At 74.5% G+C, this 20,810-nt stretch carries 12 protein-coding genes; 5 read left to right on the top strand and 7 right to left on the bottom strand.

Annotated elements, in window-relative coordinates; genetic code table 11:
• Nucleotides 1–174 precede the first annotated feature (174 nt).
• The 6 genes from ACIQVZ_RS18670 to ACIQVZ_RS18645 all read right to left on the bottom strand — a co-directional run bounded on the left by ACIQVZ_RS18670 (nucleotide 175) and on the right by ACIQVZ_RS18645 (nucleotide 9,493).
• Nucleotides 175–1,554, bottom strand: coding sequence for a serine hydrolase domain-containing protein (locus tag ACIQVZ_RS18670; protein ID WP_402451188.1), 1,380 nt, complete (start codon nucleotides 1,552–1,554; stop codon nucleotides 175–177).
• A gap of 190 nt (nucleotides 1,555–1,744) precedes the next feature.
• On the bottom strand, nucleotides 1,745–3,109 hold the full coding sequence (locus tag ACIQVZ_RS18665; RefSeq protein ID WP_402451289.1) for a M1 family metallopeptidase: 1,365 nt from the start codon (nucleotides 3,107–3,109) through the stop codon (nucleotides 1,745–1,747).
• Nucleotides 3,106–7,062: a Pls/PosA family non-ribosomal peptide synthetase gene (locus tag ACIQVZ_RS18660; protein WP_402451186.1), complete on the bottom strand. Its 3,957-nt coding sequence runs from the start codon at nucleotides 7,060–7,062 to the stop codon at nucleotides 3,106–3,108. The genes ACIQVZ_RS18665 and ACIQVZ_RS18660 overlap by 4 nt, the downstream gene beginning before the upstream one ends.
• Nucleotides 7,063–7,500: 438 nt before the next feature.
• The gene (locus ACIQVZ_RS18655; RefSeq protein ID WP_402451184.1) at nucleotides 7,501–8,367 is read right to left on the bottom strand and encodes an NmrA family NAD(P)-binding protein; all 867 of its coding nucleotides are present in this window, start codon (nucleotides 8,365–8,367) and stop codon (nucleotides 7,501–7,503) included.
• On the bottom strand, nucleotides 8,364–8,846 hold the full coding sequence (locus ACIQVZ_RS18650; protein ID WP_402451181.1) for a hypothetical protein: 483 nt from the start codon (nucleotides 8,844–8,846) through the stop codon (nucleotides 8,364–8,366). Before ACIQVZ_RS18650 ends, ACIQVZ_RS18655 begins: the two co-directional genes overlap by 4 nt.
• Before the next feature lie 125 nt (nucleotides 8,847–8,971).
• Nucleotides 8,972–9,493: a MarR family winged helix-turn-helix transcriptional regulator gene (locus tag ACIQVZ_RS18645; RefSeq protein ID WP_402451180.1), complete on the bottom strand. Its 522-nt coding sequence runs from the start codon at nucleotides 9,491–9,493 to the stop codon at nucleotides 8,972–8,974.
• Nucleotides 9,494–9,889: 396 nt separating this feature from the next.
• Between ACIQVZ_RS18645 and ACIQVZ_RS18640 the strand changes: the two genes are divergently transcribed.
• Nucleotides 9,890–11,509, top strand: coding sequence for an alpha/beta hydrolase (locus tag ACIQVZ_RS18640; RefSeq protein WP_402451177.1), 1,620 nt, complete (start codon nucleotides 9,890–9,892; stop codon nucleotides 11,507–11,509).
• A 586-nt stretch (nucleotides 11,510–12,095) separates the two neighbouring features.
• The gene (locus tag ACIQVZ_RS18635; protein ID WP_402451176.1) at nucleotides 12,096–12,371 is read left to right on the top strand and encodes a hypothetical protein; all 276 of its coding nucleotides are present in this window, start codon (nucleotides 12,096–12,098) and stop codon (nucleotides 12,369–12,371) included.
• An 80-nt stretch (nucleotides 12,372–12,451) separates the two neighbouring features.
• Here the strand turns inward: ACIQVZ_RS18635 and ACIQVZ_RS18630 are convergent, their stop codons facing one another.
• Nucleotides 12,452–13,180: an ABC transporter ATP-binding protein gene (locus ACIQVZ_RS18630; protein ID WP_350881863.1), complete on the bottom strand. Its 729-nt coding sequence runs from the start codon at nucleotides 13,178–13,180 to the stop codon at nucleotides 12,452–12,454.
• Between the two features lie 394 nt (nucleotides 13,181–13,574).
• Between ACIQVZ_RS18630 and ACIQVZ_RS18625 the strand changes: the two genes are divergently transcribed.
• From ACIQVZ_RS18625 to ACIQVZ_RS18615, 3 genes are all read left to right on the top strand, one after another.
• On the top strand, nucleotides 13,575–16,877 hold the full coding sequence (locus tag ACIQVZ_RS18625) for an ABC transporter permease (RefSeq protein ID WP_402451173.1): 3,303 nt from the start codon (nucleotides 13,575–13,577) through the stop codon (nucleotides 16,875–16,877).
• Entirely contained in the window at nucleotides 16,874–19,678 is a 2,805-nt protein-coding gene (locus ACIQVZ_RS18620; RefSeq protein ID WP_402451172.1) for a hypothetical protein, read from the top strand. The genes ACIQVZ_RS18625 and ACIQVZ_RS18620 overlap by 4 nt, the downstream gene beginning before the upstream one ends.
• Before the next feature lie 142 nt (nucleotides 19,679–19,820).
• A complete protein-coding gene (locus tag ACIQVZ_RS18615) occupies nucleotides 19,821–20,810 on the top strand; it encodes an ABC transporter ATP-binding protein (RefSeq protein ID WP_402451170.1) in 990 nt (329 codons plus the stop codon).

Below are 20,810 nucleotides of genomic sequence, written 5' to 3'. Positions count from 1 at the left end.
GTCGCCTCCCGGTCATCTGCCGGGCACCGGGCGCTCGCCCGCCGGGGGTGGACAGCCCGGGCGCCTGTGCGCCCGGGCATGCCACTCTCCCCGGGGATTCTCCTGGAACTCCCGTGGACGGGTGCGATGTTGCGCGCGGCCGGCGTGCGCCGACAGGGCGCGCCCCCACACGCCCTAGAAGGCCTGCCAGCCCTGCGGGTCGACGTCGCCCGGGATGACGGGCGCGGGGCCGTAGGGTTCGCGGGTGAGGACGAAGGAGCCGAGGTCCAGGTGGCTGACGGTGCCGTCGGCGGCCCGGACGATCCTCAGGGTCTCGCCCGTGTAGTAGTCGTCCAGCCCCGTCCAGGTGCCGTCCGGCTCGGCGCGGAAGCGGGAGCTGCGGGCTCCGCCGGCGAGCGAGGTCAGTTCGAGGCCGCGGTCGGCCCGCAGCCGCAGAGCCTGCGCCGAAGTGCCCCAGTACCAGGGGCCGGTGAGGGCCAGCAGCTCCTCGTCGACCTCGGGCAGCGGGCGCCAGGGCTCGGGCAGCCGGGGCTCGTGCTCGGCGGTCAGCGTGATCAACTCGGTGGCCACCAGGGTGGTGCCGGCGCCGGTGGTGGCGTTGGACAGGGCGATCGCGGCCAGGCCGTCCTCGTCGCTGACCCACAGGGCGGCGGTGAAGCCGGGCATCGAGCCGGTGTGGCCGTACAGCACCCGGCCTCCGTGGCGGCGCAGTTGCAGGCCGAGGCCGTATCCGGAGGTCCAGGTCGTGTCGGCGGGGCCGGTGGCGGGCCGGCGCATCTCGGCGAGTGAGTCGGCGGCGAGCACCTTGTCGTCCCCGGCGGCGAGGAAGGCCGCCCAGCGGGCCAGGTCGGCGATGGTGGACCAGAGTTGGCCGGCCGGGCCCATCAGCCCGGTGTCGGTGAGCGGCTCCGGCAGCATGACGTCGGCCCACGGGTGGACGGCGAAGCCCCCGGCGTGCGGGTGCTCGGGCAGCAGGGTGGTGCGGTCCATGCCGAGCGGCGCCAGCACCTCGCGCCGCAGCACCTCGCCCCAGGGCTCGCCGCGCAGCCGCTCGACCAGCGCTCCGAGCAGCGCGTAACCGGGGTTGGAGTAGTGGTGGAGGCGCCCGGCCGGGTGCTTGATCGCGGCGCCGGGCTCCAGCAGGTCGTCCAGTCCGGGCCGCAGGGAGCCGTCGGTCCGCTCCCACCAGGGCCCGGGCGTCTCGGCGGCGAGTCCGGCGGTGTGGGCGAGCAGTTGCGCGATGGTCGCGCCGTCGGCAGGGGTGCCGGGCAGGTGGCGGGCCAGCGGGTCGGCGAGGTCGAGCAGGCCCTCGTCGCGCAGCCGCAGCACGAGCACGGCGACGAAGGTCTTGGTGAGCGAGCCGATCCGGTACTGGACGTCGGGGGTCGGCGCGTGTCCGTCGATCATGCTGCGGGCGCCGCTCCAGACCAGCCGGCCGTCCCGGACCACTCCGGCGGCCAGGGAGGGCGTGCGGCCTTCGGCCTGGGCGACGGCGATCCGGTGCAGCAGGGCGCGGCGGGTGGTCGGCAGCAGTTCGTCGGACTGATCGGTCATCTGATCCTCTGAATCCTTCGGCGTGGTCCGGCGGGGGAGGCCCGTCGGCAGGGTCTGCCACGAGGCCCGTAGGCCAGTACGGACGGGTGACAGACGAACCCAACCTAGCCAGGCCGCTCCGAAGGATCCACCCGTTATCTCCGCAAACGCCCCGCAAACACCCCGCAAACGCCCCGCGCCGTCGGCTCGGTCAGCCCGGCAGCGGCGGGAGTTCGGGCCGCTGCAGCCAGGCCTCGAAGAGCGGGGCCAGCGGGGCGGTCGTGTACCGGGAGGCGTGCACGAGCAGGTCGGCGGTGCCGACGACGCCGTGCCGGTGGACACTCGTCCAGTCCCGCAGCATCGCGAAGAAGGCGTCCTCGCCCAGCGCCCGCCGCAGCGCGTGCACGGCGAGGCCGCCGCGCTGGTACAGCCGGTCGTCGAACATCAGCCTGCGGCCCGGGTCGGCGAGCCTGAGGTCCTGCGGGAGCCCGGCCAGCAGGCCGTGCGCGGCGGCGGCGTGGGTGGCCGCGGCCGGGCCGCCGGCGTGCTCGGACCACAGCCACTCGGCGTACTTGGCGAAGCCCTCGTTCAGCCAGATGTGCCGCCAGTCGGCGATCGTCACGCTGTTGCCGAACCACTGGTGCGCCAGCTCGTGGGCGATCAGCCGCTCGCGCTCCCAGCCGCCGCCGAGGTGGTTCGTCCCGAAGGTGGCGACGCCCTGCGCCTCCACCGGGACGTCCAGTTCCTCGTCCGCGACGACCACCGCGTACTCGCCGAACGGGTACGGCCCGAACACCTCGCCGAAGTACGTCATCATCGCCGGCTGCCGCCCAAAGTCCCGGGTGAACGCGGGGACCAGCCGCTCCGGCACGTAGCCGGTCTGCGGCACGGCCGGGCGGGCCGCCAGCGGCACCGGCCGGTAGTGGCCGATCGACACCGTCACCAGGTACGGCGAGGTCGGCGCGCTCTGCTCGTACACCCAGGTGGTGCTGGACGCCCGGGTGGTGCGGGTCAGCAGCCGGCCGCTCGCCAGCACGGTGAACGGGGACGGCGTGGTGACCGCGATCTGGTACGTCGCCTTGTCGGCGGGCCGGTCGTTGCACGGGAACCAGGACGGCGCGCCGATCGGCTGGCTGGCGACCAGCGAGCCGTCGGTCAGCTCCTCCCAGCCCAGGCCGCCCCACGGGCTGCGCACCGGGCGGGGGTTGCCGGTGTAGTGCACCTCGACGGTGAACGCCGCCCCCGCCGCCAGCGCCCTGGCCGGGCGGATCCGCAGCTTGCCGGCGCGATGGGTGTAGCGGGCGGCCTTGCCGTCGACCAGCACCCGCCCGATCCGGAACTCGGCCAGGTCCAGCGCGAACTCGGCCAGCGCCGCGTCCGCCACGGCGCTCAGCCGGGCCGAGGCCGCCAGCCGGTTCGGCCCGGGCCGGTAGTCCAGCACGAGCTCGTAGCGGTGGACCCGGTAGCGGTGGTCGCCGCTGGCCGGGAAGTAAGGGTCGGGGGCGCCGGCGGCCGCCGGGACGTGCTTGGGCTTCACGGGGGCGGGCACTTCCTGCGGGCCGGGACGGGTGGTCATGACGTGGGCTGCCACGCCTCGATGGGGTTGCCCAGCCACCGCGTGTCGGCGGGGACGGACTCGGCGCGCATCACCAGCGAGGCCGGGCCCAGCGTGCTGCGCGCGCCCACCGTGCTGCCGGGCAGCACGATGCCGCCCGGGCCCAGGGTGGCGCCCTCGCGGAGGACCACAGTATCCATCCGCATGATCCGGTCGTGGAAGAGGTGCGTCTGCACCACACAGCCCCGGTTGACGGTCACGCCGTCCCCGAGGGTGACCAGGTCCGCCTCCGGCAGCCAGTAGCTCTCGCACCAGACGCCGCGGCCGACCCGCGCGCCGAGCGCCCGCAGCCAGAGGTTCAGCACCGGCGTGCCCGGCACCGCGCCGACCAGCCACGGCACCGCCAGCACCTCGACGAAGGTGTCCGCGAGCTCGTTGCGCCACACGAAGCTGCTCCACAACGGGTGCTCCACCGCCCGGAACCGGCCGACCAGCAGCCACTTCGCCGCCACCGCGACCACGCAGGCCACCGCGCCGGCGCCCAGCAGCACCAGGCCCGAGAGCAGCGCGGCCACGCCCGCCGACCAGGAGACGGACAGCCGGGACAGCACCGCGACGGTCAGCACGCCGAGCGCCCCCGAGGCGAGCACCGGCAGCAGCCGGGCCAGCTCGACCAGCCCGCGCGCCCAGAGCAGCCGGGCCGGCGGCTCGTAGGTCAGGCTCTGGTCGGCCTCGTCCGCCGCTCGCGGCAGCCGCATCGGCGGCATGCCCAGGTACGAGCCGCCCTTCTTGGCCTTCTCCGGAGTCGCGGACAGCACGCCCACCAGGCCCCGCTTGGGCACCGCCCGGCCCGGCGCGGTCATTCCCGAGTTCCCGAGGAACGCCCGCTCGCCGACCTTCGCCTCGCCGAGCCGCACCCAGCCGCCGCCCAGCTCGTACGGCGCGATCAGGGTGTCGTCGGCCAGGAACGCGCCGTCGCCGACGGTGGTCAGACTGGGCAGCGCCAGCACCGTGGACACCTCCGCGCCCCGGCCGACCCGCATCCCCAGCGCCCGCAGCCACAGCGGCGTGACCAGCCCCGCGTACAGCGGGAACAGCACCTCCCGGGCCCCGTCCATCAGCTGGGTGACGGTCCACGCCTGCCAGCCGACCCGGCCGTGCAGCGGGTGCACCCCGGGGACCAGACCGCGGCTCAGCAACCGGACGGCGGCCACCAGCTGCGCCGCGTACACCGCGCCGTACGCCAGGGTGGCGGGCAGCAGGCCGAGCAGCGCGCCGCCGAGCGCCGCGCCGAGGTCGTCGCCCTGGTGGACGAAAGCGGCGAGGACCGCGAGCCCGGCCAGCGCGGGCGCCACCGGGAGCAGGCCGAGCGCCGTGCCGCTGGCGCCGTAGAGCGCGGCCCAGAAGACCCGGTGCGGCGGGCGCTCCTTGGGCCACGTCCGCTCGACGCGGCCCAGCTTGACGGCGGGCGCGCCGCCCCAGCGCTGGCCGGTCGGCACGTGCCCGGTGACGCTGGAGCCGGGCAGCACCTGGGCGCGCTTGCCGACCCGGGCGCCGGGCAGCAGGGTCGAGCGGGTGCCGACCACGGCGCCGGAGCCGACCTTGACCTGGCCGACCTCCAGCCGGTCGCCGTCCAGCCAGTAGCCGCACAGGTCCACCTCGGCCTCGACGGCGCAGCCCCGGCCCAGCTTCAGCATCCCGGTGACCGGCGGCAGCGAGTGCAGGTCCACCTCGGGCCCGACCTTGGCACCCAGCGCCCGGGCGTAGCGGACCAGCCAGGCGCCGGACAGCGCGGTGGCGCCGCTGAGCTCGGCGAGCCGCTCGGCGGTCCAGAGCCGCAGGTGGACGGCGCCGCCGCGCGGATGGCTGCCCGGGCGCAGGCCGCGCAGCAGCAGCCGGGCGCCGCCGGCCGCGATCGCCAGCCGGCCCGCTGGGCTGTACAGCGCCAGGGCGCCCGCGCCGACGGCCCACCAGGAGGCGGTGGGCGCCCACGGGTAGTCGCCGAGGTGGGAGAGCAGGTTGCCGGCCGCCAGCAGGGCGACCGTCCAGCGCAGGCCGACCACGGTGAACAGCGGGATCAGCAGGAGCAGCTGGAGCAGCTTGGCCCTGGTCGGCACCAGGGCGATGGTGCGGGCCTGGCCGCCCTGGGCGGCGGTGCGCTCCAGGTGCCGGGCGAGCTTGCGCAGCGTCGGGTGCTGGTAGACGTCCAGCACGGCGGCGTTCGGGTAGCGGGTGCGCAGCAGCGTGGTGAGCCGGGCGGCGGCCAGGCTGCCGCCGCCGATGCCGAAGAAGTCGTCGCGCGGGCCGCTCACCGTCACACCGAGGATCTCGGCCCACTGCTCGGCCAGCCAGGCCTCGGTGCCGTACAGCTGCTCGCTCGGCCCGGCGTTCTCCAGCTCGGGCAGCGGCCAGGGCAGGGCGGCCCGGTCGACCTTGCCGGAGGTGCGGGTGGGCAGGGTGTCGACCGGCGCGAGCAGCGGCACCAGGGCGGCCGGCAGCTCGGCGCGCAGCTTCTCGACGGCCTGCTCGCGGTCGAAGCCGTCCTGGACGACCAGGTAGCCGACCAGCAGCTGGTTGCCGCCGCGCGCGGTGCGGACGGCGGCGGCCGCGCCCGCCACGCCGGGCAGGGCCTGGAGCGCCGCGTCGACCTCGCCGAGTTCGATCCGGCGGCCGCCGAGCTTGATCTGCTCGTCGGTGCGGCCGAGGAACAGCAGGCCGGCCGGGTCGGCCTGGACCAGGTCCCCGCTGCGGTACGCGCGCTCCCAGCCGAGCGAGGCCAGCGGCGCGTACTTCTCGGCGTCCTTCTCCGGGTCGAGGTAGCGGGCCAGGCCGACCCCGCCGATCACCAGCTGGCCGGTGCCGCCGGCCGCGACCGGCTCACCGGCCTCGTCGACCACGGCGAGGTCCCAGCCGTCCAGCGGCAGGCCGATCCGGACCGGGCCGTCGCCGGTCAGCAGCGCGGCGCAGGCGACCACGGTGGCCTCGGTGGGGCCGTAGGTGTTCCAGACCTCGCGGCCCTCGGTGACCAGCCGGTGCACCAGCTCCGGCGGGCAGGCCTCGCCGCCGAAGATCAGCAGCCGCACCTCGTTGAGCGCCTCGGCGGGCCAGAGCGCGGCCAGCGTCGGGACGGTGGAGACCACGGTGATCTCCTGCTCCGCCAGCCAGGGGCCGAGGTCGGCGCCGCTGCGCACCTGGGAGCGGGGGACGGGCACCAGGCAGGCGCCGTGGCGCCAGGCCAGCCACATCTCCTCGCAGGAGGCGTCGAAGGCCACCGACAGGCCGGCCATCACCCGGTCGCCGGGGCCGATCGGCTCGTCCTGGAGGAAGAGCGCGGCCTCGGCGTCGACGAAGGCGGCGGCGTTGCGGTGGGTGACGGCCACGCCCTTGGGGCGACCGGTGGAACCGGAGGTGAAGATGATCCAGGCGTCGTCGGCCGGCGTGGGGCGGGGGCGGTGGTCCGCGGCCGCCTCGCCGGGGTGGGGCGCCGGGCGTTCGCGGTGGACGGTCAGTGCGCGGTCGGCGCCGAGCACCGCGGCGACGCCGGCCTCCCCGAAGACCAGCTGGGCGCGCTCGTCCGGGTCCTCGGCGTCGACCGGCACGTAGGCGGCGCCGGCGGCGAGCACGGCGAGGATCGAGACGTACAGGTCGTTGGTGCCCGAGGGGACCCGCACGCCCACCCGGTCGCCCGGGCCGATCCCGGCGGCGGCCAGCCGGCGGCGCAGCTGCTCGACCTCGGCGGCCAGGGCACGGTAGCCGAGCACGGTGCGCCCGTCGTCCAGGGCCGGTTCGTCGGGGTGGGCGCGGACGGTGGCTTCCAGGACGTCGACCAGGGTGCGCGGTGCGGCGGCCGGACGGCCCGGGAAGAGCGCGCGTGGTGGTGGGGCCTGCGGCGGCGTGGCGTGGGGCGGTGTGGTTCCGGGTGGCGTGGCTCGGGGTGGCGTGGCGGACTGCTCCGTGCTCGGTTCAGCTGTCATGGCAGCCCGTACGCTCCTCGTCCTCGCCCCGTTCCGACTGATGCCCGGCCCTTCGGGGCGGTGGGAGCACTCGCCTGACCGGGTGACCCCACTCCGGGGCCGGAGCGGACAACCCGACTGATGGTAGCCCCGCGTGCGAGGCGCCGTACGGCCCGATACCTGGCCCAACTAGGCCGGAAATGGCTTGAGCTGACGTTGCGTCAGTCAACAACTGGGTGGGCGTGGCAGTCATGTGACTGGATGTCAGTCGAATTGACGGATCGTCAGGCCGAATTCCCGATCGTGATCCACGCCACAGCGAATGCTGCTCCCTTCGGGTGGCGGGCCCGGCTTCCCGGCCCGGTTCCGGCCCGGTCGCCGGGCCCGCCATGGTGTCGGAGCGGTGTCCGAGAGGCGCCGGAGAGAGACCCGGATGGCGCCCGGACAGTGTCGGAGCGGTCAGCGGAAGCGGTGCAGGTGCTCCTGGAGGAACGCCTCCAGGGTGCGCGGGGCGCGCCCGGTCAGGTGGGCGAAGGTGTCGTCGGGCGCCTCCCGGCGGACCACCGCGAGCTGCTGGATCTCCACCACGTGGGAGGCCAGCCAGGGCGGCATCCCGGCCCGCTCGACCAGATGGGCGTGCAGCCCGGCCGGGGGCAGGTCGAGGTAGCGGACCGGGCGCCCGAGCAGCTCGCCGAGCAGCCCGGTGAGCTCCGGGTAGCTGTACGCCCGGCCCCCGGTGAGCGGGTACGTTCCGCCGGCGAGCTCCGGTCGGGTGAGCACCTCGGCCGCGGCGTCGCCGATGTCCCGGGCGTCGACGTAGTTGCAGCGGGCCTGGCCCAGGGCGCCGTGCACCACCCCGGCGGCGGCGATGCCGGGCGCCAGCAGCAGCAGTTTCTGCATGAACGCGTACGGCCGCAGCACCGTCGCGGTGATGCCGGACGCGCGCAGGCGCTCCTCGACCAGATGGTGGCCGCGCGAGACGGCCACGGGGGAGTCGGGTTCGGCCGCGGGTGCGGAGATCTTGACGATGTGCTCCACACCGCTCTCGACCGCCGCGTCGATCGCGGCCAGCTCGTGCTGGACCTGGCGCGGGCCGTTGGCCATGGTGAGGAAGAGCTGGTGCGCGCCGCGGAAGGCCGTGCGCAGCGAGCCGGGGTCGGCGGCGTCGGCCGCGAGCGTCTCGGTCAGCGCGAGGGTCCGGTCGTCGAGGCCGGCCGCGAGGCGGGCGGGGTCGCGGCTGAGTGCGCGGCTCGGTGCACCGAGGGCGGCGAGGCTGCGCAGGGTGGCACCGCCGGTGGCGCCTCCGGCGCCCATGACGACGATCATGAGGTCTGTCCTTCCGGTCGGGTGGAGAGTCGGTGCTGCGGGGATCGGGCCGGGCGGCTGCCGCGCGAGCGCCAGGTGATCACGGTGGCCGCGATCGCCGACGAGACCGGCAGGTCGACCGGAAGGCGGCCGGGCCAGGGGCTGGTGGCGAGCCCGGGGAGCTGCGGCAGCCAGTGCGCGGCCGCGAGGCCGACGGCGAGTGCGACGGCCGCGGCGGCCAGGCCGAGTGCGGGGGCCAGCAGGGCGCGCGGTGCCCGGCCGCCCGGGGAGCGGTCGGGCCGGCGTCGCAGGGCGGAGCCGACCAGGGTGGCGACGACGGCCGAGGTGCCGCCGATCGTGGTGGCCGCGGCGATCATCAGTTGCGGTTGGTGCGTGACGGCCCCGCCGATGCCGGCCATCACGGCGGGCATCGCGTAGGCGACGAGGACCTCCCGCCACAGGGTGAAGGGGGGTGGTGCGCCGGGTGCTTTCCTGCTCATGGGCTTCTCCTGCGGAGGTGCTGGGGGTTAAGTGATTAGGTGGCTAACTATTAGTGCTTAGGTGCCTAACTATTGGGTCGTGAAGTCGGCGGGCCGCCTTGCGCGGCTCGCCGTTGTCGACCGGGTCAGTCCGCGGTCAGCGCGTCTGCGCCCTCGACCACCCTGGCCAGGAGGTCGAGGAAGGTGGCGCGCTCCTCGACCGAGAGCCCGCCGACCAGTGCCTGCATCCGGGCGAAGTGCTCGGGCGCCAGATCGCGCAGCCGCTGCGCGCCGCGCGCGGTGAGGACCACCACGTTGGCGCGGCCGTCGTCGGCGGACGGGCGGCGGACCACCAGGCCCTCCCGCTCCAGTCCGTCCACCAGGCCGGTCACGGTCGCCCGCGAGACGCCGAGGCTTGCCGCGAGCTGGGAGGGCGACTTCTCGCCGCCGTGGTCCTCCAGATCGGCCAGCAGTCGGTAGCGGCCGGTGGAAAGTCCGAACCGGGCGAAGTGCACCTCCCCGGCCTGGCCGATCCGGGCGCCCGCCGCCATCAGCCGGGCCGCGACCAGGATCGCCTGCGGGTCGGCCGTGAGGCCGTAGCGGGCGATCTGGCGGCGCGCCTGGTCGAGGGTGGGGGCGCCGCTGCCGGCGTCGGGGTGTTGCGTCATGAAAGTAATATGGCGCCTCATCAGTTTCCCGGTCAAGTCGACCGTCCGGCGTTCGATGTCCGGCGTCCGAAGGTGGCCGCGCCGCGTGGGGCGGCCGGGCGTGCGGGGCGGCCGGGCGTGCGGGGCGGCCGGGCGCCGGCGGCGGGTGGGTGTGAGCGCGGGGGCTCTGCCGGTCGCCGAGCGGTGCTCCGGCCGTCGAGTGGTGCTGCGGGCGCCCGCGTGCCCGGGTTCCATGATGACGAACCATCAGGTCAATCAACCGTCAAGTTGGTTCATTCACAGAATAATCCGGTCGCAAAGTGGACGGCATCGAAACATTTACGCTGCTTCCAGGTCTTCACATGGAGATCTCAGACTGACAGGCTGGGGCCGCCCTTTCAGTACTGAGGAGGTTCCTTGTCCCGTATATCCACGCTGGCCGGAGCGGTCACCTGCGCCCTCGCCCTCGTCACCGGTAGTGCTGTCGCGGCATCGGCAGCGCCGATGGACCTGGCGCCGGGTGCGGCGGCCGAGGCGAAGGTCGCCGCTGTCAACTGGACCCCGTGTAACCCCGACCCGAGCAAGCCGGACCCAGGTATCTACGACTGTGCCGTGTACCCGGTTCCGCTGGACTATGACAACCCGTCGGGTGAGAAGATCGGCATCGCCATGATGCGCCGGCGGGCGAGCGACCCGTCCAAGCGGATCGGCTCGCTGTTCCTCAACCCGGGCGGCCCGGGTGGTAGCGGCTACCTGTGGGCGACCACCACCCGCTTCGGTACCGAGGTGCAGTCGCGCTTCGACCTGGTCGGCTTCGACCCCCGCGGCGTGGCCCGGAGCAACCCGCTCAAGTGCTTCAAGAGCCAGGAGGACGCCGACGCGGTCAACGGCCGCATGGTCGGCGTGCCGGTCACCAAGTCCGAGATCAACGAGACGCTGGACGCGGACCAGGACTACACCGACGCGTGCAGCAAGAACGCCGGCCCGCTGATCGAGCACATGTCGACCATCAACGTGGTCCGCGACCTCGACCGGATGCGTCGCGCCGTCGGCGACTCGCAGCTCAACTTCGCCGGGTTCTCCTACGGCACCCTGATCGGCGCGACCTACGCCGGGATGTACCCGAACAAGGTGCGCACGATCATCGTCGACGGAAACGTCGACCCGAACCTGCGCCTGCACGACGGCCTGGAGTACGACCGTCAGCGGGCGGGCGGCTTCGAGCTGGCCCTGGACGAGTTCCTCAAGCGCTGCCAGGCCGTCGGCGCCCCGCGCTGCGCCTTCGGCGAGGGCGACACCCGGGCCAAGTTCGACCAGCTCCGCGACCACCTGCGGACCAGCCCGGTCACCCTGCCCAACGGCTCCCAGGTGACGCTGAGCACCTTCACCAGCGAGGTGGCCAGCGCGCTGTACTCGCAGGCCAAGCTGGCGCCGCTGGCGAAGTCGCTGCAGGCGACGTACCAGCTGGTCCGGAAGCCGGCCGCGAACACCCTGATGGCGCCGAAGGCGACCGTCTCGGACGACGACGCCAACATCCTCGCGGTGAACGCCCCGCGGGCGCTGCGTGAGGCCCCGGTCGACTCCGAGTACACCGCCGACGACTCCTACATGGGCGTCAACTGCCAGGACAAGCCGTACCCGTCGAACGACCGGGTCTTCCCGAACGTCGCCAAGGCCTGGGAGAAGGAGTCGCCGACCTTCGGCCGCTACCAGGCCTTCGACGCGCCCGCCTGCGCGAGCTGGCCGGCCCCGGCCCGGGACGCCGAGCGCTTCAGCGGCCCGTGGAACAAGAAGACCTCGAACACCGTCATGGTGATCGGCAACCTCTACGACCCGGCCACCCAGTACAAGTTCGCCCAGCGGATGCAGCAGCAGCTGGGCAACGCCGTGCTGGTCAGCGTGGACGCGATCGAGCACTGCGCCGTCGGCCGCAGCCAGGCGCTGAACGCGCTGGTCACCCGCTACCTGGTGGACGGCACCGCGCCGAAGCCGGGCCAGCTGCTGAAGCCGGACGCGGCGATCTTCCCGGCGGCCTGACGGGGCTGAACGGCCTGACGGGGCTGAACGGCCTGACGGCGGGACCGGCCGGCGAGCCCCCGGGGGCCTGAGGTACGCGTGAACGGATGTGGTGGTCGGCGGCGCCGGCCACCACATCCGCGTTTTCCGGCCCAGCCCCCGGACGACGGCGTGAACGCGGATGGCCGTGCGAACGCGGACGACGGCGCGAACGAGAAATGCAGCGTGAATACGACGGTGGATCGCCATCCGGCCCTCCTCGGAATCGAGTTCTTCTCGGATGTCGGGGACCGTAGCCGATACCACTGACAATCGGCCGCCGGGCCCGAACTGGTCCGGAACCTGCACCGATTCGCCGAAAACGACGTACTGTCACACTGGTTCGTCAACGGATTCACACCCTCGAATACCTCGGCCTTCCAGCGCGGGCCCTTCCGCCGGGCCCGGATCGCCACCTTCTGGGACTGGCCGGCGCGGGACGTCGAGGGCGTGTACGGGGACGGCGCGGAGGTGTTCCACCACGTTCGGTCGATCACTCGCCCGGGGGCCCGACCGGGAGGGAGCCCCACCGGATGCGCGAGCCGCCGCAGGGGCGCAGGGTCGAGGTATGAGCGGAGTGGTCGTGCTGGTCGAGCTGGAGCCGTCCACGGAGGTGCTGGACGCGGGCGAGGTCGACGTGGGCGCGCGGATCCGCTGGGTGCACGCGGCGCCGCCGGATCCGGACGCGCCGGAGGAGCCGGGGCCGGTGACGTGCTGTGGCCTCGACACGGCGGACCTCGAACGGGAGCCCTACCGTCCGGCCGGGCCCGGCGAACCGTGGTACCCGCCGTCCCAGCGCACCCGGCGGTGCCGAGCCTGCGAGACGGTGCTCAAGGTGCCCTGAACGCACCCCGGGCGTGCGCCGGCCCGCCCGACCGGGCAGGCCGGTGCGGCTGGGTGCACCCTGGTGCACCCAGGCCACCCCTACGCGGTCGCCTTCGCCGTCTCCTCCTCGACGATCCGCCCGTCACGCAGCTCGATCACCCGGTCGGCGAGCTCCATCAGGGTCGGGTCGTGGGTGGCGACCACCACGGTGACGCCCTCGCTGCGGACGACGGCGCGCAGCAGCTGCATGATCGAGCGGCCGGTCTCCGAGTCCAGTTGGCCGGTCGGCTCGTCGGCGATGATCAGGCCGGGCTCGTTGGCCAGCGCGCGGGCGATGGCGACGCGCTGCTGCTGGCCGCCGGAGAGTTCGCCGGGCCGCTGGTTGGCCTGGCCGGCGAGGCCGACGAGGGCCAGCAGGGTGTGCGCGCGCTCCTCGCGTTCGGCGGCGGAGACCTTGCGCAGCCGCATCGGCACGCCGACGTTCTCGGCGGCGGTGAGCATCGGGATCAGCCCGAAGGACTGGAAGACGAAGCCGATCCGCTCCCGCCGCAGGGCGAGCCGGCCGTCCTCGTCCAGCTTGGCGAGGTCGGTGCCGTCCAGGGCGATGCTGCCGGCGGTCGGGGCGTCCAGGCCGCCGACCAGGTTGAGCAGGGTGGTCTTGCCGGAGCCGGAGCGGCCCTTGAGCGCGGCGAGTTCACCGCGGCCGACGGTGAAGGAGACGCCGCGCAGCGCGTGCACGGTCCGCTCGCCGGTGCCGAAGCTGCGCCGGAGGTCGGTCACGGCCACCATCGGGGTGTCGGTGGTGGCGGTGGCCTGAGGCTGCGTCATTGAGGCTTCCCCCTGTGTGTGTCTACCCAGTGTCTACGGACGGGCGGCGCCACGGGTTCACGGTTTCGGGCGGCGATTTCCGGGGTGCGGGCCGGCGTTCCCAAAGGTGTGCTGTGGAGCCTGAATTGTGAAATGTCCATGGCATTCTGGCGGGCGCCCGGAGCGCGGGAGCTGCCAATGCAAGGAATTTGCTCATTACTTACTTGTTAGCGCAAGTCCCTTCCGTTCCTGGATCGAATCTGACAGAGTCGTCCGCTATCCGGTGATCAAATGCCGGTGATCATTGCGTCGATGTGCCCTAAGTGTGTCTATTCGTAGCCGAGTTGTGACCAAATCGGATCGATGGACCGGGCTGGGACGCAACCTGGGGACGTAAAGACCGGGGAGGAACTTGATGCTCGGCTTCGTCGTGCGCCGACTGCGCGGGCGACTGCCGCTGGCTGCCGCCGTGCTGCTCGCAGTGTTGATCACCACGGCAGTGCTGACCGCGCTGGTGGCATTCAACCGCAGTGTGGGCGAGGCCGGCTTGCGGCAGGCGCTCCAGGGGGCAGGCCACGCCCGGACCACGGTCGTGGTGACCGCCGAACACGGGCTCGACCAGCGTGCGAAGGACGAGGCGGAGCTCGCCGCCTACCGCGGCAGGCTCTTCGGAGACCTGCCCGTGCACACCGACAGCCTGCTGCGCAGCCGCTCCTACGGCCTGCCGGGCGGCGGCGCCCCCGTGACCGCGGGTCTCGGCCCCGGCGCCCAGCCCGATCTGACGGTCCTCGCCGACCTCGACCGCGACCGGACCCGCCTGCTCGCCGGCGCATGGCCCGCCGCGGCCTCCGGCCCGGTCCAGACCGCCGCCCCGCAGGTCGCCGTCCCGCAGGCCATGCTGGCCCGGCTCGGCCTCACCGACCAGGCCCTGCCCGCCGACGTGCAGATGGCGGACCGCCTCGACGGCAAGTCGCTGACCGTCCGCGTCACCGGCGTCTACCGGGCCGTCGACCCGACCGACGCGTACTGGCGCATCGACCCGGTCGGCGGCCACGAGGTCGAGGTCGGCGGCTTCACCACCTTCGGCCCGATGCTGGTCGACCAGAGCGCCTTCACCACCGGCGGGTTGGTGCAGAGCAGCCGCAGCTGGCTGCTCGACGCCGACTTCGCGGGCATCGGCCGCTCCGCGGCGGAGGCCATGGGCAACCGCGCCCAGAGCCTCGCCGACGACCTGCAGTCCCGCGCCAGCATCAGTTCGCGGACCGAACTGCCCGACGTCATGCGTGAGTTGTCCTCCAGCATGATGGTCGCCCGGACCACCCTGCTGATCGGCGCCCTCCAGCTGACCGTGCTCGCCGTCGCGGCGCTGCTGCTGGTGGTCAACCTGATCGCGACCCGGCAGACGGCCGAGAACGAGCTGCTCGCCGCCCGCGGCGCCTCCGGCGCCCGGCTCGGCGTCTTCACCGCGACGGAGTCGCTGCTGCTCGCCCTGCCCGCCGCGCTGCTGGCCCCCCTGCTGACCCCGTTCCTGGTCCGCGCCCTGGCCGGCTTCGGAACCGACCACCAGGTGCCCCTGGACACCGGCGTCAGCTGGTCGCTCTGGCCGATCGCCGTGCTCAGCGCCTTCGCCTGCGTCCTGCTGGCCAGCCTGCCCAGCCTCCTGCGCGGCGCCGGAGCCGCCCTGCGCAGCCGCTCCGGCCGCCGCCAGGCCCTGGTCTCCGGCATCGCGCGCAACGGCGGCGACCTCGCCGTGCTCGCCCTGGCCGTGCTCGCCTACCAGCAGCTCAGCCAGTACGGCGGCGGGCTGTCCACCGACTCCTCCGGCCGGCTCGGCGTGGACCTGCTGCTGGTCGCCACCCCGACCCTGGCGCTCTGCGCCGGCACCCTGGTGGTGCTGCGCCTGCTGCCGCTCGCCGCCCGGCTCGGCGCCCACGTGGCCGCCCGCGGCCGCGGCCTCGGCCCGGCCCTGGTCGGCTGGCAGCTGGCCCGCCGGCCCGCCCGCGCCACCGGCCCCGTGCTGCTGCTCGTGATGGCCGTGGCCACCGGCGTGCTGGCGCTCGGCCAGCACGCCACCTGGACCGCCTCCCAGCGCGACCAGGCCGCCTTCAACACGCTCGGCGGCCTGCGGATCTCCGCCTCCCACAACGCCCTGATGGGCCAGGGCGGCCGCTACGGCGCGCTGCCCGGTGGCGACCGGCTCGTCCCGGTGGTGCGCGAGGAGCAGTCCCTGCCCAACGGCAAGGGCCAGCTGCTCGCCGCGGACACCTCCGCCTTCGCCGAGCGCGTCCCGGTCCGCCCCGACCTGCTCGGCGGGCGCACCCGCGAGGACGTGTTCGGGTCGCTCGCCCAGCCCGCCCCCACCGGCCCGCAGGCCGGCCTCGAACTGCCCGGCCACCCGCTGCGGATCGACGCCGAGGTGACCGTCCAGCAGCCGGAGCAGGCGGTGAAGCTGCCCAACGGCTCCAGCCTTCCGGCGGTCCACCCGGAGGCCAGGCTGCTGGTGCGCGACCGCTTCGGCGTGATCCACAAGGTCGCGTTCGGCACGCTCCCGCTGACCGGCGACGCCAAGGTCTCGGCCTCGCTGACCACGCTGGTCGACGCCCCGCTCGGCTCGGCCGCCGCGCCGCTGACCGTGGTCGGCGTGATCGTCTCCTTCGGCGACCGGTCCGACGGTGAGCTGACCGTCCGCCGGCTGTCCGCCTCCGACAGCGCCGACGGCCCCGCGACCGCCGTCCAGGTGCCGGCCGGCTTCGGCTGGACGGCGGCGGTGCCCGCCGTCCGGGCGACCGGGGACGTGGTAGCCGGGCCGGCCGCCACCCTCGGGTCCGAACCGGCCGGTGCCGACCGCCTGTTCTCCATCCGCTACCGCTTCGCCAACGGCATGGGCGGCGAGCTGCTCCGCGCCGTCCTGCGGCCGGCCGGGACGAGCGTGCCGGACACCCTGTCCGGCGTCGCCACCCGCGACTACCTGAAGCTCGTCGGCGCCTCCGTCGGCGACACCCTCAAGGTGCCGTTCGCCGGGACCGTCCTGCCGGTCAAGGTCGCCGCGACGGTCGACGCCCTGCCGACGGCCGGGCCCAACGCGCTCATGGTCGACCTCGCCACCACGGCCCGGCTGATGGCCGCCCAGGGCAGCGAACTGCCCAACCGCGCCGAGTGGTGGCTGCCCGCCACCGGCCCCGGCGACCGGACCCCCGCCGAGGCCGCCGCCGCCCTGCGCGCCGCCCCCGGCACCCAGGACGTCCAGCTCTACGAGGAGGCCTCCGAGGCCCTCCTCAGCGATCCGGTCGGCGCCGCCCCGCAGAGCGCGCTCATGGTCATCGCGGTCGTCACCGGGGTGCTCGCCGCGATCGGCTTCGGCGCCGCCGTGGCCGCCTCCGCCCGCGAACGCTCCCGGGACTCCGCGCTGCTGCTCGCCCTGGGCGCCCGCCGCAAGCAGGTGACCCGCACCATGGCCGCCGAACAGGCCCTCCTGGTCGCCCTCGGCGGGGCCGTCGGACTGGCCCTCGGCACGCTGCTCGTCCACCTGATCGTGCCGTTCGTCGTGCTGACGCCCGCCGCCCGCCGCCCGACGCCCGGGGCGCTGATCGAGCTGCCGCTCGGCCAGGCCCTGCTGCTCACGGCCGCAATCGCCGTCGTTCCCCTGCTGTCGGCCTTCCTGATCGGACGCCGCCGTCGAGACGTGGCCGCCCGGCTGCGCCACGTGGAGGAGATGTGACCACCAAGGCCGGCACCCCCGTGCCCACCCCTTCGCCCGCGCCCGCCCACGGCCCCGCGCCCTGGGTCCGCACCCGGCTGCGCGCGACGCCGCTGGCCACCCTGCTCATGGCGGCGCTCGCCTTCGTCACCGTGTTCATGGCGGCGGCCTTCCCCCGCGTCGTCGACCGGGGCGCGGACAGCGCCCTGCGGGACTTCGTGCACCAGAAGGGCGTCAACGCGACCAGCCTGCAAGCCACCTCCGAGCCGAACCTGAGCGACCCGGCCTCCGCCCTCGACGACGTGCAGCAGAAGCTGACCGCGGAGATCGGCCGGAACCTGCCGCTCACCGAGACCAGCCAGCTCTACGGCAGCCGGGCCAAGTCCCCGCGCAAGATGTTCAACGAGGGCTACGCCCGTCTCTCCGACCATCCGCCGGTGCTCGGCCTGCTGTACCTGCACGGGCTCAAGGAGCTCGTCACCCTCACCGACGGCGTCTGGCCGGGCCCCGCGGCCGAGGGCGCACCCCTGCCGATGATCATCAGCCAGACGGCCGCCGAGACCATCGGCGTCAAGCTCGGTGACGTCGTCGACAACGGCAGCGACCTGACCGGCGGCAACCGGTCCACCGTGGTCGGCTTCTACCGCGTCAACAACCCCACCGACCCGACCTGGGACGACATCGGCTGTCCCGCCCGCGCCTGCCTGGAGGGCCAGGGCACGGAACTCCACTGGGCGACCACCGGTTTCGTCGGCGACAGCGGCCTGCACCAGCTGATCCTCTGGGGCAACGGCGGCGTGGACTTCTGGCGGCTGCCCGTCGACTCCGGCGCCCTGCGCGCCGACCAGCTGGCCGAGACCCGCGCCACCGTCGGCTCCTACCTGGTCGGGCGCGGCGCCACCACCCTCGCCGACGTGACCAAGCGCCCGGACCTGCACGTCACCTCGCTCCTGCCCGACGTCTTCACCCGGGCCACCGCCCGCTACGACGCCGCGGCCCCGCTGGCCGCGATCGGACCGGCCGGAGTCGCGGGGGTGGCCGTCGTGGTGCTGTGCCTCGCGGCGGCCCTCACCGCCGACCGGCGCACCGCCGAACTCCGGCTGCTCCAGGCCCGCGGCGGCTCGCGCGGCGGCATCCTGCTGCGCCTGCTCGGCGAGGGCGCGGCGACCGTGCTGCCCTCCGCCCTGCTCGGAACGGCCCTCGCCCTGGTGCTGCTGCCCACCCCCCGGTGGGGCAACGCCCTGCTCACCGCCCTGGCGGTCACCCTGATCGCCGTGCTGGCCTTCCCGGCGCGCGCCGCCGTACTGCTGTCCCCGCCGAAGGCCGTGGCCGGCTGGCGCCGACTCGTCGGCGAACTCGCCGTCCTGGCCGTCACCGCCGCGGCCGTGGCCGAGGTCCGCCGCCGCGGCGTCGCCCCCGGCAACGGCCTGGACCCGCTGCTGGTGGCCGCCCCGCTGATGCTCGCCCTCACCGGCGGCCTGCTGCTGGCCCGGATCCAGCCGCTGGTGGTCGGCTGGCTGGCCGCCCTCGCCGGGCGCGGCCGCGGCCTGATCGGCTTTCTCGGCCTGGCCCGCGCCGCCCGCGACAGCTCGGGCCGCCGCCGGCCCTCCGCGCTGCCGCTGCTCGCCCTGGTGATCGCCGTCACCACGACCGGCTTCGGCGCCACCGTGCTCGACACCGTGGACAGCGTCCGGCTGCGCGCCGGCCGGATCGCCACCGGCGGTGACGCCTCCGTCTCCCTGCCGGTCTACGCGACCCTGCCGGAGGCGTTCACCACGGCCGCCGCCGAACTGCCCGGCGTACGGGCCGCGACCGGGGTGTGGGTCGAGCCCGGGGCCTTCTTCATCGGCGCCGACGGCGACTCCACCTCGGCCATCCTCGTGGTGGCCGAGCCGAAGGCCTACGCCGAGATCGCCCGGACCTCCGGGGTGGGCGAGTTCGACCCGGCGGTGCTCGCCGGCACCCCCGGCGGCCCGGACACCCCGGTGCCGGCACTGTTCAGCAGTGGCCTGTCCAAGCGACTGGCCGGCGGCCCGCCCCGGCTGCGCACGCCCAACGGGGGCCAACTGCGCACCACCGTCGCCGGGATCGTCACCGGCACCCCCGCCCTGCCGGACCCCGGCAAGCCGTTCATGGTGGTGCCGGTCGGGCCCGCCTCCGAGCGCCTTCCGGAGCTCAAGCGGACGAACAAGTGGCTCTCCGCCGGCGACGTCGACGCCGGCCAGGTCAGGAACCTGCTCCTGGACCGGGGCCTGACGACCGCCACGGGCCTCGCCAAGCTGATCCGGGACGAGGCCGTGGCCGCCGGCAAGGGCAGCGACGGGCTGCCCCCCGGGTACACGGTCCGCAGCAGCCACGAAGTGGCCGCCGCGCTCGCCGCCGACCCGCTGCAGCGCTCCGCGGAACGCCTGTTCTGGTACTCGGGTGCCGCCGGCGCCGGGTTCGCCCTGCTGGCCGTCCTGCTGACACTGGTCCGGGCCGCCCCCGAGCGCACGGCCCTGCTGGCCCGACTGCGCACCATGGGCCTGCGGCCCCGGCAGGGGCTGGCGCTGATCATCACCGAGACGCTGCCGCAGGCCCTGGTGGCGGCCGTCGGCGGCGCTCTGGTCGCGCTGGCGGCGGTCGGACTGCTCGGGTCGGCCTTCGACCTGTCGGCGCTGGTCGGCGCCGACGTCGGCGACGTGCTGACCCCCGTCCTGCTGCCGGTGCTGCTGCCCACGGCGGGCCTGGCGCTGGTGGTCTGCCTCGGGGTGGTCCTGGAGGCGGCCGTCTCCGGCCGGCGCCAGATCGCCACCGAACTGCGGGCGGGGGACCAGCGGTGAGGGCGGGAGGAGCGGTACGGCCCGTGACACCGGCGCCGGCCGCCGGGACCGCGGGGACCGTCGAGGTCGTCGAGATTTTCAGGACCGTCAGCACCTTCAGGACCGCCAGGACCTCTAGGACAGTCAAGACAGGAGACGAGCGGTGAAGAGCACTCCCCAGGAGCAGCCGGTCGCCGATGCCCCCAGCTTGCAGGAGCTCCGGCAGCGGGCCCTCGCCGCCGCCTCGCCCAAGGCGTACGGCGAGGGCGCGGCCATCGTCTGCGACCGGCTGGTGCGGATCTTCAGCGCCGAGGGCGTCGAGGTCCAGGCGTTGCAGGGCTTGGAGCTGACCATCCAGCAGGGCGACCTGGTCGCCCTGGTCGGTGCCTCCGGCAGCGGCAAGTCCACCCTGCTGACCATCCTCGCCGGGCTCGACGTGCCGACCGCCGGAAGCGCCACCGTCGCCGGCTGCGACCTGCTGGAGATGTCCGCCCGGGAGCGGCTGCGCTACCGGCGCGAGGTGGTCGGCTTCATCTGGCAGCAGACCGCCCGCAACCTGCTGCCCTTCCTCACCGCCGCCGAGAACGTCGCCCTGCCGATGCAGCTGCGCGGGCGCCGGGCCGGGGCCGGGCGGGCCAAGCAGCAGGCCGACCGGGTGGCCGAGCTGCTGGAGGCGCTGGAGATCGGCGACCTCGCCCACCGCCGCCCCAACGAGCTCTCCGGCGGCCAGCAGCAGCGGGTCGCGATCGCGGTGGCGATGGCCAACGACCCGCCGGTGCTGCTCGCCGACGAGCCCACCGGCGAGCTGGACTCCGAGACCGCGGGGGTGATCTTCGAGTCCTTCCGCACCGTCAACCGGGAACTCGGCGCCACCGTCGTCATCGTCACCCACGACCCGATGGTCGCGGGCGAGGTGCGCCGCACGGTCGCCATCCGGGACGGCCGGACCAGCAGCGAGGTGCTGCGCCGCACCGTCACGGACGAGCACGGCGAGGAGTCGGTCAACGAGCGCGAGTACGTGATGCTGGACCGCACCGGGCGGGTGCAGCTGCCGGTCAAGTTCCTGGAGTCGCTCGGGATGGAGCACCGGGTGGCGGTCGACCTCGCGGCCGACCACATCGAGGTCCGCCCGGACGACATCGCCGGGCACTGA

The organism is Kitasatospora sp. NPDC098663 (genome assembly GCF_044760075.1).
In the GTDB taxonomy this organism is placed as follows: Bacteria; Actinomycetota; Actinomycetes; order Streptomycetales; family Streptomycetaceae; genus Kitasatospora.
This window is presented reverse-complemented; position numbering and strand designations above follow the sequence as displayed.